General features: G+C 69.8%; 14 protein-coding genes. 9 read left to right on the top strand and 5 right to left on the bottom strand.

Annotation, left to right across the window (positions count from 1 at the left end; translation table 11 throughout):
* Positions 1–12: 12 nt before the first annotated feature.
* The gene (locus tag ACIBBB_RS01305) at positions 13–858 is read right to left on the bottom strand and encodes a LuxR C-terminal-related transcriptional regulator (protein WP_398977487.1); all 846 of its coding nucleotides are present in this window, start codon (positions 856–858) and stop codon (positions 13–15) included.
* A 132-nt stretch (positions 859–990) separates the two neighbouring features.
* Between ACIBBB_RS01305 and ACIBBB_RS01310 the strand changes: the two genes are divergently transcribed.
* Entirely contained in the window at positions 991–2,727 is a 1,737-nt protein-coding gene (locus ACIBBB_RS01310; protein WP_398977489.1) for an AMP-binding protein, read from the top strand.
* A 52-nt stretch (positions 2,728–2,779) separates the two neighbouring features.
* On the opposite strand, the gene ACIBBB_RS01315 is transcribed toward ACIBBB_RS01310, so the two are convergent.
* Positions 2,780–3,295, bottom strand: coding sequence for a GNAT family N-acetyltransferase (locus ACIBBB_RS01315; protein ID WP_398977491.1), 516 nt, complete (start codon positions 3,293–3,295; stop codon positions 2,780–2,782).
* Between the two features lie 48 nt (positions 3,296–3,343).
* On the bottom strand, positions 3,344–3,964 hold the full coding sequence (locus ACIBBB_RS01320; protein ID WP_398977493.1) for a hypothetical protein: 621 nt from the start codon (positions 3,962–3,964) through the stop codon (positions 3,344–3,346).
* Positions 3,965–4,190: 226 nt separating this feature from the next.
* Here ACIBBB_RS01320 and gcl point away from each other — a divergent pair, with 226 nt between their 5' ends.
* Positions 4,191–5,978, top strand: a complete 1,788-nt coding sequence (gcl, locus tag ACIBBB_RS01325) for a glyoxylate carboligase (protein ID WP_398977495.1) — start codon at positions 4,191–4,193, stop codon at positions 5,976–5,978.
* A gap of 601 nt (positions 5,979–6,579) precedes the next feature.
* On the opposite strand, the gene ACIBBB_RS01330 is transcribed toward gcl, so the two are convergent.
* Entirely contained in the window at positions 6,580–7,470 is an 891-nt protein-coding gene (locus tag ACIBBB_RS01330; protein WP_398977497.1) for a 2-hydroxy-3-oxopropionate reductase, read from the bottom strand.
* 92 nt (positions 7,471–7,562) lie between these two features.
* Positions 7,563–8,429 carry a TIM barrel protein gene (locus tag ACIBBB_RS01335; RefSeq protein ID WP_398977499.1) on the bottom strand — a complete coding sequence of 289 codons (867 nt, stop codon included), beginning with the start codon at positions 8,427–8,429 and terminating at the stop codon, positions 7,563–7,565.
* 125 nt (positions 8,430–8,554) lie between these two features.
* Between ACIBBB_RS01335 and ACIBBB_RS01340 the strand changes: the two genes are divergently transcribed.
* The 7 genes from ACIBBB_RS01340 to ACIBBB_RS01370 all read left to right on the top strand — a co-directional run bounded on the left by ACIBBB_RS01340 (position 8,555) and on the right by ACIBBB_RS01370 (position 14,462).
* Positions 8,555–8,809: a hypothetical protein gene (locus ACIBBB_RS01340; RefSeq protein WP_398977501.1), complete on the top strand. Its 255-nt coding sequence runs from the start codon at positions 8,555–8,557 to the stop codon at positions 8,807–8,809.
* A gap of 62 nt (positions 8,810–8,871) precedes the next feature.
* Positions 8,872–9,183 (top strand): helix-turn-helix domain-containing protein, encoded by a 312-nt coding sequence (locus tag ACIBBB_RS01345; protein ID WP_398978757.1) that lies wholly within the window; start codon positions 8,872–8,874, stop codon positions 9,181–9,183.
* A 149-nt stretch (positions 9,184–9,332) separates the two neighbouring features.
* Positions 9,333–9,842 (top strand): 2-oxo-4-hydroxy-4-carboxy-5-ureidoimidazoline decarboxylase, encoded by a 510-nt coding sequence (uraD, locus tag ACIBBB_RS01350; RefSeq protein WP_398977503.1) that lies wholly within the window; start codon positions 9,333–9,335, stop codon positions 9,840–9,842.
* A gap of 4 nt (positions 9,843–9,846) precedes the next feature.
* A complete protein-coding gene (uraH, locus tag ACIBBB_RS01355) occupies positions 9,847–10,269 on the top strand; it encodes a hydroxyisourate hydrolase (protein WP_398977505.1) in 423 nt (140 codons plus the stop codon).
* A 3-nt stretch (positions 10,270–10,272) separates the two neighbouring features.
* Positions 10,273–11,235 carry a factor-independent urate hydroxylase gene (gene pucL / locus ACIBBB_RS01360; protein WP_398977507.1) on the top strand — a complete coding sequence of 321 codons (963 nt, stop codon included), beginning with the start codon at positions 10,273–10,275 and terminating at the stop codon, positions 11,233–11,235.
* A 75-nt stretch (positions 11,236–11,310) separates the two neighbouring features.
* Positions 11,311–12,687, top strand: a complete 1,377-nt coding sequence (locus tag ACIBBB_RS01365; protein WP_398977508.1) for an 8-oxoguanine deaminase — start codon at positions 11,311–11,313, stop codon at positions 12,685–12,687.
* A 332-nt stretch (positions 12,688–13,019) separates the two neighbouring features.
* Complete coding sequence (locus tag ACIBBB_RS01370; RefSeq protein WP_398977510.1) at positions 13,020–14,462, top strand: nucleobase:cation symporter-2 family protein; 1,443 nt, start codon at positions 13,020–13,022, stop codon at positions 14,460–14,462.
* Positions 14,463–14,515: the final 53 nt, after the last annotated feature.

The following is a 14,515-nucleotide window of genomic DNA, read 5'->3' on the forward strand; positions in this document are numbered from 1 at the left end:
TTGACGGTTCCCTTACGGCAGCAGCCCCGCCCGGCGCGCCGCCACCACCGCTTCCAGACGTGTGTGGGCGCCCAGCTTCCGCATGGCGGCCCGCAGGTACCCCTTCACCGTCTCCGGCCGCAGCCCCAGCCGCTCGGCCGCCGCCGCGTTCGTCGAGCCCGCCGCCACGCACGCCAGCACGTCCACCTCCCGAGGGGCCAGCGTCACCGCTCGTCGCTCGTGGCTCCCGCGCTGCTGGGGCGCTCCGCCCGCGCCCGCCAGCCGGCCGCAGACGGCGTGCAGTTCGCCGCGCAGCCCGGCGTCGACGATGCGTGGCGCGAGCGCCCGCAATTCGCTGTGCGCCTCCCGGACCTCCTCCCACGCACCGGCCCGCCCGTTCACGGGCTCCCGGGTCAAGGAGAGCAGCCGCTGCACCTCGTCCCGTACGACCAGCGACTGCTCCACGTCCCGGGCGGCCGCGACGGCGGCGTCGAAGACACGCTCGCCCATCGGCACCGGATCGCGCAGCGCGCCGTACAGCACACCGCGGACCTTGCGCCGCACGATCACGGGCACGGCGACCACGGAGCGCAGCCCCTCGGCGGCCACCGCGGCGTCGTACTCGTGGCTGATGTGCCGCGCCTGCCGGTAGTCGGTCACCGCGCACGGGCGCAGCAGGGCGATCGACTTGCCGCCCAGCCCGTTCCCGACGCAGATACCGAGTCCGCGCAGCGCGTTCGTCGCCGTGCCTTGCAGCTCCGCGATGCGCACCTGGCGCGGACTGTGCAGCAGCCCGCCGAACGCGACCGGCAGTCCCGTCGCACGGCGCAGCGTCAGCAGCGCCGTGCGCATCTCGACCGCCTCGACCGCCTCACTCACAGCGCCTTCCTTCTCCCGGTCTCTCGGGTCTCTCCGCCGGTGACGTGGTCGGTTCACCCCCGTCGGGGGGTGGTGAGACGTACATCACTCGTTACACGATGCTAGTGAACGGGCGAGTGATGAGGAGGGCACATGACGACAGTCGATGCGACCGAGCAGTTCCGCGCCGCCAGGGATTTCCTGCTGCGGCACCGGGAGGACTACACCGCGGCGTACGAAGGCTTCGTCTGGCCCCGGCCCGCGCATTTCAACTGGGCGCTCGACTGGTTCGACGTCATCGCCGAGGGCAACGACCGGCCCGCGCTGCACATCGTCGAGGAGGACGGCACCGAGAGCGTCACCTCCTTCGCGACGATGTCCACCCGGTCCGACCAGGTGGCCAACTGGCTGCGCGCACAAGGCGTGGAGGCCGGGGACCGCCTCCTCGTCATGCTCGGCAACCAGACGGAGCTGTGGGAGACGGCGCTGGCCGCGATGAAGCTCCGCGCCGTCGTCATCCCGGCGACCCCGCTGCTCGGCCCCCCGGACCTGCGGGACCGGATCGAGCGGGGGCGGGTACGGCATGTGATCGTCCGCGCCGGTGACACCGGGAAGTTCGCGGACGTGCCGGGGGAGTACACCCGGATCGTGGTCGGCGCCGAAGGCTCCGAAGTTGACGCCGGGGGCCCGGACGGCGGCTCCGACGGCGGCTCGGGCTCCGGCGACGGCGGCTGGCGGTCGTACGAGGAGTCCCGCGAGCGGTCCGTGGACTTCGAGCCCGACGGGGTCACCCACGCCGACGACACTCTGATGCTCTACTTCACCTCCGGCACGACCGCCCACCCCAAGCTCGTCGAGCAGACCCATGTCTCGTACCCGATCGGTCATCTCGCCACGATGTACTGGATCGGGCTCAGGCCCGGCGACGTCCATCTGAACATCTCCTCACCCGGCTGGGCCAAGCACGCCTGGTCCAATCTCTTCGCGCCGTGGAACGCCGAGGCGACCGTCTTCATCCACAACTACACGCGCTTCGACGCCGGCCGGCTGATGGCCGAGATGGACCGCGCGGGCGTGACCAGCTTCTGCGCGCCGCCCACCGTGTGGCGGATGCTCATCCAGGCCGACCTCACCCAGCTGCGCAACCGCCCCCGCGAGGTCGTCGCCGCCGGTGAACCGCTCAACCCCGAGGTCATCGAGACCGTCCGCAGGGAGTGGGGTGCGACGATCAGGGACGGCTTCGGTCAGACCGAGACGGCCGTCCAGGTCGCCAACTCACCGGGACAACTGCTCAAGGCCGGGTCGATGGGCCGGCCGACCCCCGGCTATGTCGTGGAGCTGCTCGACCCGGTCACCGGAGCGCCCGGCGTCGCCGAGGGCGAGATCTCACTGGATCTCGCGCACTCCCCGGTCGGTCTGATGACCGGTTACCACGGCGACCCGGAGCGTACGGCCGAGGCCATGGCTGACGGTTTCTACCGCACCGGTGACATCGGCTCGCGCGACGCCGACGGCTACATCACGTACATCGGCCGCAGCGACGACGTGTTCAAGGCGTCGGACTACAAGATCTCGCCGTTCGAGCTGGAGAGCGCGCTGCTGGAGCACGAGGCCGTGGCCGAGGCCGCCGTCGTGGCGGCGCCGGACCCGGTGCGGCTCAACGTGCCGAAGGCGTACGTCGTCCTGGCGGACGGCTGGGAGCCGGGTCCGGACACGGCGAAGCTGCTCTTCGCGCACTCGCGCGCGGTTCTCTCCCCGTACAAGCGCGTGCGCCGTATCGAGTTCGCCGAGCTGCCCAAGACGGTCTCGGGCAAGATCCGCCGTATCGAACTGCGCGAGCGGACGGCCGAGGGCTCGGCCGCGGAGTACGAGGAGAACGACCTGCGTTGAGAGTGGCGGGGCCCAACTGCGCGGACGGGGCGTGGACTTCCCTGGCCGGGTCTCAACCGGCCGCGGTGGCACGGCGCATGCAGACGCGGGGCCAGTGGTCGAGACCGTGTGCGGCCTCGGCGCGCCTGATCTCCCGCAGCCCGTCGGTGAGTTCGTTCTCCGCGAGGGTGCGGAATCCGAGCCGGGCGTAGTACGGCGCGTTCCACGGCACGTCCGCGAAGGTGGTGAGGGTGAGTCCGGCCAGTCCGGCGGACTGCGCCCGCACGGCGAGATGCTCGATGAGCGCGCGGCCCACGCCGTGCCCCGACGCCGTGGGGTGGACGGAGACCTGCTCGATGTGGGCGGCGCCGTCGACCTCGTCGTAGATCAGATACGCGACCGGGCGGCCCTCGGCGTCCTCGGTCACCCAGGCGTGGCCCGCGCGCAGATAGCGGTCGAGGAGATCGAGGCCCGGGGGGTCGTCGTCGGCGACCGCCGCCATACCGACGGCGCGGAACGGTTCACCGGCGGCCCTCTCGATGTCCTGGAGAAGGGGGAGGTCGGCGGGGACCGCGGGGCGGATTCGCATGGGGAAAGTATGCCCGCGTGACCACGTACGCGGCTGTGGTGGTTCCGGTCAGGCCGGTGAGCGATCCAGGTCGGCGGCGGGGCCGTTGACCGGTCGCGGGGTGCCCGCCGGGTCCAGGACGAAGAGCGGCACCCCGAGGGTGTCGGCGCGCTCGCGCGCCTCTTCCGCGTAACCGGCCAGGGAGAAGAAGGCGCTCACCGCCGACTCGTTCAGCGCGTTGAGCCACAGGCACTCCACGGCGCGCGGATCGGCGGGACGCGCGCCAGAGTCGACCTGGGCCACGAGTCCGGGACCGCGCAGATCGATACCGGCCTCGGGCGGCAGCTGGGCCCGTACGACGTCCTGGAAGCCGATCGCGCGCAGATAGTGCGCGGCGGCGCGCACGGCGTCGTACGTCGTGCCCACCGTCACCGGTCTGACCGGCACCCGCAGTATGGCCCCGCAGTGGCAGCCCAGCTCAGGATGCGGCCACTGGTCCTGCCGTCCGCACCCGAGGCAGCTGACGGTCACCCACTCGTCGTCCCAGGCACGGCGCACGATGCGGGTCGCGGGCGCGCCCGCGACCAGGGGCGCCGAGACGGCCGATCCGCAGGGGCAGGGGTAGGCCGGCGCCGCGAACAGATGGGCGTGTCCGCAGTCGGGACAGCGCACAGGAACGGTCTTTCCCACCTTCGGTACCCCCTTTGCCGCCCATCGTCCATCAACGGACGGCCGTTGGGGAGGGGCTTCCGTCATCCCTTGACGCCGCTGGGAAGGCACTTTAGATTTGATTCCACATAGTAGAACACAGTTTCCGCATTGTGGAAAAGAACGGAAAAGAAGGAATCAACTGGAATCGACGCTCTCAGGTGGCGCGACAGAGCCCGAGTCCACCAGGCCGAAGCAGGAGCACTCCATGCCTCGTATGACCGCTGCCAGAGCGGCAGTTGAGATCCTCAAGCGCGAAGGCGTCACCGACGCGTTCGGTGTGCCGGGCGCGGCGATCAACCCCTTCTACAAGGCCCTCGAACAGGCGGGTGGCATCGACCACACGCTCGCCCGTCATGTGGAGGGCGCCTCGCACATGGCCGAGGGCTACACCCGTACGAAGGCCGGCAACATCGGTGTCTGCGTCGGCACTTCGGGTCCGGCCGGCACCGACATGATCACCGGCCTGTACTCCGCGATCGGTGATTCCATCCCGATCCTGTGCATCACCGGCCAGGCCCCGACCGCGGTGATCCACAAGGAGGACTTCCAGGCCGTCGACATCGCGTCGATCGCCCGGCCGGTCACCAAGGCGGCCACCACCGTCCTGGAGGCCGCACAGGTCCCCGGTGTGTTCCAGCAGGCGTTCCATCTGATGCGCTCGGGCCGTCCCGGCCCGGTCCTCATCGACCTGCCGATCGATGTGCAGCTCACCGAGATCGAGTTCGACATCGAGACGTACGAGCCGCTGCCGGTCTACAAACCGTCCGCGACCCGCGCGCAGATCGCGAAGGCCCTGACGCTGCTCACCGGGTCCGAGCGCCCGCTGATCGTCGCCGGCGGCGGTGTCATCAACGCCGACGCGTCCGACCTGCTGGTGGAGTTCGCCGAGCTGACCGGTACGCCGGTCGTCCCGACCCTGATGGGCTGGGGCACCATCCCCGACGACCACGACCTCAACGCGGGCATGGTCGGCATCCAGACCTCGCACCGCTACGGCAACGAGACCTTCCTCGCCTCGGACTTCGTCCTCGGCATCGGCAACCGCTGGGCCAACCGCCACACCGGCGCGCTCGACGTCTACACGGAGGGCCGTACCTTCGTCCACGTCGACGTCGAGCCCACCCAGATCGGCAAGATCTTCGCGCCGGACTACGGGATCGCCTCGGACGCCAAGGACGCGCTGAAGCTCTTCGTGGAGGTGGCGAAGGAGCTGAAGGCGGAGGGCGGGCTGCCCGACCGTACGGAGTGGATCGCGTCGGTGCTGGAGCGCAAGGGCACCCTGCACCGCAGGACGCACTTCGACAACGTGCCGCTGAAACCGCAGCGCGTGTACGAGGAGATGAACCGGGCCTTCGGTGCGGACACCCGCTACGTCACCACCATCGGGCTCTCGCAGATCGCCGGCGCGCAGATGCTGCACGTCTACCGGCCGCGCCACTGGATCAACTGCGGCCAGGCCGGGCCGCTCGGCTGGACGATCCCGGCCGCGCTCGGAGTCGCGAAGGCCGACCCGGACACGACGGTCGTCGCGCTCTCCGGTGACTACGACTTCCAGTTCATGCTCGAAGAACTGGCCGTCGGCGCGCAGCACAAGATCCCGTACGTCCATGTGCTGGTGAACAACGCCTACTTGGGGCTGATCCGGCAGGCGCAGCGCAATCTCGACATCAACTTCCAGGTCAACCTGGAGTTCGAGAACATCAACTCACCGGAGCTGGGCGTCTACGGGGTCGACCATGTCAAGGTCGTCGAGGGCCTGGGCTGCAAGGCGATCCGGGTCACCGAGCCCGACCAGCTGCTGCCGGCCTTCGAGGAGGCCAAGAAGCTCGCGGCGGAGTACCGGGTGCCGGTGGTGGTCGAGGCGGTCCTGGAGCGGATCACGAACATCTCGATGGGTGTGCGGATCGACAAGGTGAACGAGTGGGAGGAGCTCGCGACCGAGCCCGGCCACGCGCCGACGGAGATCAAGCCGCTTGTCGACAAGGTTGTGTGACGGCCCGTCAGGACCCTCTGCGGCCTCCCGCCCGGAACTCCGGTGCGGGAGGCCGCTGTCGTCCCTGGCCCCTGGACGGCGTGATCAGCCAGGTGGCGTTCCTCTGGACGATCGCCAGGACGACCGCGGCGGCGGTCGGAACGAGGAGTGTGGCGAGAGGCGTCCTCTCAGGGTGCGGACCGGATGAAATGCCACAAGAAGCCCGGCCGATGAATCGGCCGGGCTTCTGTCGCCGGATAAGGGAGTTGGAGACCGTCCGACGGTGCGAGGCTGGCGCGACAGGACATTCGCACCGCCGGACGGCGTTCGACGGAGCCTCGGAGGAGGCTGTGGGACCGCGGCGACGGCGACGGGGAGCGACGGCCGGCCCTCCTCCTGGTCAGGAGGGTGACCGGCGCTCCCCTTGCCACCGCACTGGCTCGCGCGCCGCCGCGGTCCCTGGGAAGTCCCTCCCAGCGACCACCCCTCACGAGGGCCGTTGGGAGGGACGGCTGTTGGCCCCGGGTAACGGTCGGGTTGGTGGTTCCCGGGCTGCGGCGGCGCCTGGGCGCGACAGGACAGGTGTCAGCGCCGCCACAACCCGGAGTTCGGTGGGCCCGGGTCAGACCTGCCGGTCGGAGAGCCGCTCCACCCCGCGCAGGAGCGCCGAGTGGTCGAGACCGCCGTCACCCTGTGCGCGCAGCGACGCGACGAGTTGCGCGACGACCGCGCCGACCGGAAGCGCGGCGCCGACATTGCGGGCGGCGTCGGTGACGATGCCCATGTCCTTGTGGTGCAGATCGATCCGGAAGCCGGGCGCGAATTCGCGGTTGACGAAGTTGTCCTTCTTACGGGTCAGGACGGTCGAGCCGGCCAGACCGCCGTTCAGGACGTCGAGCGCGGCGTTCAGGTCCACGCCCGACTTCTCCAGGAAGACCACGGCCTCGGCGCACGCCTGGATGTTGACGGCGACGATCAGCTGATTGGCCGCCTTCACCGTCTGACCGGCACCGTGCGGACCGCACAGGACGATGGTCCGGCCCAGCGCGTCGAAGACCGGCCTGGCCTGGTCGAAGTCGGCCTGCTCACCGCCGACCATGATCGAGAGAACCGCCTCGACGGCCCCCGCCTCGCCGCCGGACACCGGCGCGTCGAGGACGCGGATGCCCTTCTCCCGGCCGGCCTCGGCCAGATCGATCGACGTCTGCGGGGTGATCGACGACATGTCGATCAGGAGGGCGCCCTGCTTGGCGTTCTCCAGGATGCCCTCCTCACCGTAGGCGATGGCCTCGACCTGGGGAGAGGCGGGCACCATGGTGATGACGACGTCCGCGCCCTTGACGGCCTCGGCGATCGAGGGGGCCACCGTGCCGCCGTTGGCCGCCAGCCGGTCCAGCTTCTCCTGCTCCAGCGTGAAGCCGGTCACGGAGTATCCGGCCTTGATCAGATTCTCGGCCATGGGGGACCCCATGATGCCGAGGCCGATCCATGCCACCTTGGGAAGAGTGCTCATCGGGGGTGCCTCTCTCGCATACGTGTGTGTCTACGTGTGTGCGTCGTGTCCGGGTGTCGTGTCCGGGTACGGGCTCGGGCTAGGGCTCGGGCTCAGCGCGCGGCCCGCGCGTCGGCCGGCAGCCACTCGAAGGACTCGTCGCTCGGGCGGTCGCCGGGCTTGTACTCAAGCCCGACCCAGCCCTCGTAACCGGCCTTGCGCAGCCGGTCGAGCAGGTCCTGGAGCGGCAGCGTGCCGGTGCCGGGCGCACCGCGGCCGGGGTTGTCGGCGATCTGTACGTGACCGGTCCTGTCGGCGTACGTGTCGATGACCGCGGTCAGCGCTTCGGCGTCCAGGCCGTTCATCGACAGGTGGTAGATGTCGAGGAGGAACGCGGCGTTGCCGAGACCTGTCGCGGCGTTGACCCGGTCCACGACGTCGACCGCGGCCTCGGCGCTGACGAGCGGATAGTGCGGGGACTCGGGCCTGTTGAGCGCCTCGACCAGCAGGATCGCCCCGACCCGGTCGGCCGCGCGCGCGGCGAGGACCAGATTCTCCAGGGCGAGTTCGTCCTGCGTACGCGGGTCGACACCCTCGACGCGGTTCCCGTAGAGCGCGTTGAGCGCCTTGCAGCCCACCGAGGCGGCGAAGTCGGCCGCCACGTCGATGTTCGCGCGGAAGCGCTCCGACTCCTCGCCGGGCAGCGAGAGCGCGCCGCGGTCGGGGCCGGGCAGCCGGCCGGCGTAGAAGTTCAGTCCCACGAGCCGGGTGTCCGCGTCGTCGAGAGCCTTCTTCAGGGCGTCCAGCTCGGCCTGCGGCGGAGTGGGGGTCTCGACCCAGGGCCACCACAGCTCCACGGCGGTGAAGCCCGCCGCGGCGGCTGCCGCGGGACGCTCCAGCAGCGGGAGTTCGGTGAAGAGGATCGAGAGGTTCACATTGAAGCGCTGCTCGGAGCCGGGCCTGTTCGTGAAGGGGGCCATGAGGGGTTCTGCGCTCCTTCCGTATTGCGGAAGTTAGTTTCTGCTTAACGGAAGATTGCCTGGGGTTCGGGAGGGCTGTCAAGAGGGCAGGCCCGTTTTCGGCCCTCGCGCAGTAGGTTGTGCGCGTGCGACTGAGAGTGGAATTCACGACCGAGCCGTTCGACCTGGACGAGGCCCCCGGCCATGCCGTGGTGGCCCGCGAGGTGATCCGGACGGCCGACCTGGACGCCGTGGACGTCGGGCCGTTCGGCAACACCGCCGAGGGCCGGGCCGACGCCGTCATCGCGGCCGTCGACACCCTGCTCCGACGCTCCTTGGAGGCCGGTGCAACCCGCGTCTCGCTCCAGGTGAACGTGATCCCGGAGGAGGACGGGAAGTGACCGAGCCGTCAGGTCTCCCCGACCATCCACTTCTCGCGGCGGTGAAGCCGCTCATCGACGCCATGGGTGCGGAGACGGTGCGCCCCGGCCTCGCCCGGCCCGACGACGTCGTACTGAGCTGGGAGGGCGAGGCCGTCGTCGCCGTACGCCTTCCGCAGCTCTCCGAGTCGCTCGACCACATCCTTGTCGCGCTGGAGCGCCGGCACGGCATGCCCCTGTCGGAACTCGACCGCAAGGCCAAGCAGTTGGTGGTGCGCTCACTGGAGGCGCGCGGGGCCTTCTCCGTGCGGCACGGCGTGGAGACCGTCGCCGGTGCGCTCGGGGTCAGCCGGTTCACCGTCTACAACTATCTGAACCGGTCGGAGACGAGCTGATCCCGTCGGAGACAGGCTGATCCGGCGTGGTCCGGGGCGAGGCGGGCCCGGCGGGGCATCCGCCGAAAAATTTCAACAAACTGTTGACGTGATGTTCGTGAAGGCGTTAGCTGTCCCGCAGCCCGACAAGCACAGCCACGGAGGCTCCCGTGACGACCGACCCGCCACCGGGCCTCACCCGGTTCAACACCTCCTCCGACAGCGCGGCTCGCGCCGCACTGCACGAGGTGTGCGCCAGTACGGCATGGGGGAGCGAACTGCTCGCCCACCGCCCGTACGCCACCGCCGACGCCCTCTTCGCCGCCAGTGACACCGCGACGGCCGCACTGACCGCCGGCGATCTGGCGGAGGCGATGGCCGGGCACCCGCCCATCGGCCGTCCCAGGCCGGGCGACCCCACCTCGGCCCGCGAACAGCGGGGCCTGGCCGGGGCGTCCGGCGAACTCAAGGCGGAACTGCTCGAACTGAACCTCGCCTACCAGGAAAGGTTCGGACACGTCTTCCTGATCTGCGCCACGGGCAGGACCGGTGAGCAGATGCGGGACGCGGTCCGCATACGGATCGGCAACACGCCCGAGCAGGAGCGGGCCGTCGTCCGCGCCGAGCTGGGCAAGATCAACCGCATCCGGCTGACCCGCCTCGTACACGCAGGAGAGTGACCCCTTGAGTACCCAGACCACCGCGTCGGTGTCCACGCACATCCTGGACACCAGTGTCGGACGCCCCGCCAGGTCCGTCGCCGTCTCCCTCTCCGCCCGTGGCGGCAGCCGCGAGCGGTGGGTGGTGCTCGGCCGGTCCGCGACCGACGCGGACGGGCGGTGCGCGGACCTGCCGGCGCTGCCGGAAGGAACGACCCACGTACGTCTCGACTTCGAGACCGAGGCGTACTTCCACGGCCACGGCCGCACACAGGGCCCGAGCCACAGCCAGAAGCAAGCCGAGGCACAGCAGGATGCCCCCGCGCCACGGGACAGCGGTGCGTTCTTCCCGGAGGTGGCGATTACCTTCGCCGTCACTGCGGGCGAGCACTTCCACGTACCGCTGCTGCTCAACCCGTTCGGCTACTCCGTATACCGAGGGAGCTAGCAGATGCCGACCATTCTCGGCCAGAACCAGTACGGCAAAGCGGAGAACCGCGTCGTCAAGATCGTGCGCGACGGCGACACCCACCACATCAAGGACCTGAACGTCTCCGTCGCCCTCTCCGGCGACATGGAGGAGGTCCACTACTCAGGCTCCAACGCCAACGTCCTGCCGACCGACACCACCAAGAACACGGTGTACGCGTTCGCCAAGGAGCATGGCATCGAGTCCGCCGAGCAGTTCGGCATCCATCTCGCCCGGCACTTCGTCACCAGCCAGGACCCGATCCACCGGGCGCGTATCCGGATCGAGGAGTACGCCTGGGAGCGCATCACGGTCCCCGGCGCCGACTCCAGGAATGTCGGCTCCCAAGACGCCGGCCCCAGGTCCGCCGGCGCCGACGAGGTCAAGCACTCCTTCGTCCGCAAGGGCCAGGAGACCCGCGTCTCGCAGATCACCTTCGACGGCTCGAAGTGGGAGATCATCTCCGGCCTCAAGGATCTGACGGTGCTGAACTCGACCAACTCCGAGTTCTGGGGCTATGTCAAGGACAAGTACACGACGCTCCGCGAGGCGTACGACCGCATACTCGCCACCGACGTCTCCGCGAGGTGGCGCTATCACTGGACCGACGACGCGGAGCGGATGCCCGACTGGGAGGAGTCCTACGACCAGGCGCGCGAGCATCTGCTCCGGGCCTTCGCGGAGACGTACTCTCTCTCCCTCCAGCAGACCCTCTACCAAATGGGCTCGCGGATCATCGACGCCCGCGACGAGATCGACGAGATCCGTTTCTCACTCCCCAACAATCACCATTTCCTGGTCGACCTCGAACCGTTCGGCCTGAAGAACGACACCCCCGACGGAGCCGTCTACTTCGCCGCCGACCGCCCGTACGGCCTCATCGAGGCGACCGTGCTGCGTGACGGCGTCGAACCGCGGATCCCGCTCGACATGACCAACCTGTAGCTCCACCCCGGATCCGGTCGTCACCCCGCTCGACCCCCGGATACCTCCACCCAACGGGAAGAACGAGGACCCGCCATGGCGGCTTCGCGCATCGTCATCGAGAACTGTGCCATCGCGACCGTGGACGCGAACGACACCGAGTACGCCTCCGGGTACGTCGTCGTCGCGGACAACCTCATCGAATCCGTGGGCGCCGGCAGCGCGCCCGCCGGCCTGGAGAACGTCGTACGGCGTGTCGACGCCACCGGCCATCTCCTGACCCCCGGCCTGGTCAACACCCACCACCACTTCTACCAGTGGATCACCCGGGGCCTGGCCACCGACCACAACCTGTTCAACTGGCTCGTGGCGCTCTACCCGATCTGGGCGCGCATCGACGAGCCGATGGTGCGCGCCGCCGCCCGGGGCTCGCTCGCGATGATGGCGCGCGGCGGAGTCACCACGGCGGTGGACCACCACTACGTGTACCCGCGCGGCTCCGGCGATCTGACCGGCGCCATCATCGGGGCCGCGTCGGAGACCGGCGTACGGTTCACCCTCGCCCGCGGCTCCATGGACCGCGGCCAGTCGGACGGCGGGCTGCCGCCGGACTTCGCCGTCGAGTCGCTGGAGGACGCGCTCGCCGCCACCGAGGCGACCGTCGACGCGTACCACGACGCCTCGTTCGACGCGATGACACAGATCGCCGTCGCCCCCTGCTCGCCGTTCTCCGTCTCCACCGAACTGATGCGACAGGGAGCCGAGTTGGCGCGCCGTAAGGGCGTACGGCTGCATACGCACGGCAGCGAGACGGTCGAGGAGGAGCAGTTCTGCAAGGAGCTGTTCGGGATGGGACCGACCGACTACTTCGAGTCGACGGGCTGGCTCGGGGCCGACGTATGGATGGCCCACTGCGTCCATATGAACGACTCCGACATCGCCGCCTTCGCCCGCACCGGTACGGGCGTCGCCCACTGCCCGTCCTCCAACGCCCGCCTGGCGGCAGGGATCGCGCGCGTCCCCGACATGCTGAAGGCGGGCGTCCCCGTCGGCCTCGGCGTGGACGGCACCGCGTCCAACGAATCGGGCGAACTGCACACCGAGTTGCGCAACGCGCTGCTCATCAACCGCCTCGGCGCCCACCGCGAGTCCGCCCTGAACGCCCGTCAGGCGCTGCGGCTCGGCACGTACGGCGGCGCCCAAGTCCTCGGGCGGGCCGACCGGATCGGCTCGGTCGAGACCGGGAAACTCGCCGACCTGGTGCTGTGGAAGCTGGACACCCTGGCCCACTCCGCCATCGCCGACCCCGTCGTCGCCCTGGTCTTCGGGGCCGCCGCGCCCGTCACGCTCTCCCTCGTGAACGGCAGGACCGTCGTCGAGGACAACCACCTGACCACGGTGGACGAGGACGCCATCGCCCGCTCCACGCGGACCGAGGCGCAGCGCCTCGCGCGGATCGCGGCGGCGGGCTGACGGAGCCCGAGCCGGCCTGGTCCTCCCGGAAGTCCGGTCGAGGGGGACGGCCCTCGACCGGCGGCCACGGGGCCCGAGCGGGGTTCCTGGCAGCCGCGTCCGGGTGGTGGCGCACCGCACGACGGTGCGCCACCACCCGGGACGGTGACTCGTGTACGTGAGCGGTGACCCGGCTGCGCGTACAGAGAGCGGACAGCGACTCGTGTACGTAACACGGGCTCGTTACTTTGCATGTCACCCGCATGATCGCCCCCGTCCCCGCGTCCCCCGTCCCCCCGCACCTCCCTGACACCCGTGTCACCGCCGACGCGTAACCGACCGGAGGAACATCCGTGGCAGCCAGGCCCAGGCTTCGCAAAGACGCACCCGCCCCCGACGAGATACCCGGCCCGGATCGTAAGCATCCGGTCGACGAGACCCTCCCGCCCTTCAAGATGTTCACCAGCGGCCTTCAGCACGTGGCCGCGATGTACGCGGGCGTGGTGGCGCCGCCGATGATCGTCGGGCCCGCCGTTGGCCTGAACGCCCGGGACACCGCGTTCCTCATGGGCGCCAGCCTCTTCACCGCCGGCATAGCCACGCTGCTCCAGACCCTCGGCTTCTGGAAGGTCGGCGCACGGCTGCCGTTCGTCAACGGCGTGTCGTTCGCCGGTGTCACGCCGATGATCGCCATCGGGCGGGAGCGCGGTGCCGAGGGCATCACGGTCATCTTCGGAGCGATCATCGTCGCCGGCGTGCTCGGGTTCGTCCTCACGCCGTACTTCTCGAAGTTGGTGCGGTTCTTCCCACCCGTCGTCACCGGCACCGTCATCACCCTCATAGGCGTCTCACTGCTCCCCGTGGCGTTCAACTGGTCGCAGGGCGGGGATGCGACGGCCGACGGCTACGGCTCCATGAAGAACATCGGAGTGGCCGGGCTCACCCTGCTGATCGTCCTGGTCCTGCGGAAGGTGCTGCGCGGCTTCCTCCAGCAGATCGCGATCCTGCTCGGCCTGGTCGTCGGCACCGTCGTGGCCATCCCGATGAACATGACCGACTTCGACGCGATCAAGGACGCGGGCCTGGTCGGCTTCCCGACGCCGTTCCACTTCGGTGCGCCGCAGTTCGAGATCGCGGCGATCATCTCCATGTGCGTCGTGATGCTCGTCTGTATGACGGAGTCGACCGCCGACATGCTGGCGCTCGGCAAGATCGTGGACCGGCCGGCGGACGAGCGCGTCATCAAGGGCGGGCTGCGGGCCGACACGCTGGGCAGCGCCATCAGCCCGGTCTTCAACGGCTTCATGTGCAGTGCCTTCGCGCAGAACATCGGGCTGGTGGCCATGACCAAGGTCCGCAGCCGCTTCGTCGTCGCGGCGGGTGGCGGCATCCTCGTACTGCTCGGCCTGTGCCCCGTGCTGGCCTCGGTGATCGCGCTCGTCCCGCTGCCGGTCCTCGGCGGCGCGGGCATCGTGCTCTTCGGCTCGGTCGCGGCGAGCGGCATCCAGACGCTGGCGGGCGCCGCGCTGGAGAAGGGCGAGAACGCGCTGATAGTGGCCGCCGCCGTCGGGATCGGGCTGATACCGATAGCGGCGCCGGACTTCTACCACGCGTTCCCGAAGGACCTGTTGGTGGTGCTCGACTCCGGGATCAGTACGGGGTGTGTGGTGGCGATCGTCCTGAACCTGGCGTTCAACCACTGGGGTGGGAAGGGGAGTTCGGATGCTCCTGACCCGGAGGACACGTCGGGATCGGCGGAGGCCGGTGCCGTACCGGCGCCCGCGACACTCCACTGACCGCGAGACGGCGCAGGCGGCAGCGTTGCGCTGCCGCCGTTACCGTCACCGCG

Origin of the sequence: Streptomyces sp. NPDC051217 (assembly GCF_044455465.1) — a bacterium.
Lineage (GTDB): Bacteria > Actinomycetota > Actinomycetes > Streptomycetales > Streptomycetaceae > Streptomyces.

Excerpts from the sequence above, each read along its gene's own strand:
- ACIBBB_RS01310 (WP_398977489.1), top strand. The coding sequence starts at position 991 with ATGACGACAGTCGATGCGACCGAGCAGTTCCGCGCCGCCAGGGATTTC.
- ACIBBB_RS01315 (WP_398977491.1), bottom strand. The coding sequence starts at position 3,295 with ATGCGAATCCGCCCCGCGGTCCCCGCCGACCTCCCCCTTCTCCAGGAC.
- gcl (WP_398977495.1), top strand. The coding sequence starts at position 4,191 with ATGCCTCGTATGACCGCTGCCAGAGCGGCAGTTGAGATCCTCAAGCGC.
- ACIBBB_RS01330 (WP_398977497.1), bottom strand. The coding sequence starts at position 7,470 with ATGAGCACTCTTCCCAAGGTGGCATGGATCGGCCTCGGCATCATGGGG.
- ACIBBB_RS01335 (WP_398977499.1), bottom strand. The coding sequence starts at position 8,429 with ATGGCCCCCTTCACGAACAGGCCCGGCTCCGAGCAGCGCTTCAATGTG.
- ACIBBB_RS01345 (WP_398978757.1), top strand. The coding sequence starts at position 8,872 with ATGGGTGCGGAGACGGTGCGCCCCGGCCTCGCCCGGCCCGACGACGTC.
- pucL (WP_398977507.1), top strand. The coding sequence starts at position 10,273 with ATGCCGACCATTCTCGGCCAGAACCAGTACGGCAAAGCGGAGAACCGC.
- ACIBBB_RS01365 (WP_398977508.1), top strand. The coding sequence starts at position 11,311 with ATGGCGGCTTCGCGCATCGTCATCGAGAACTGTGCCATCGCGACCGTG.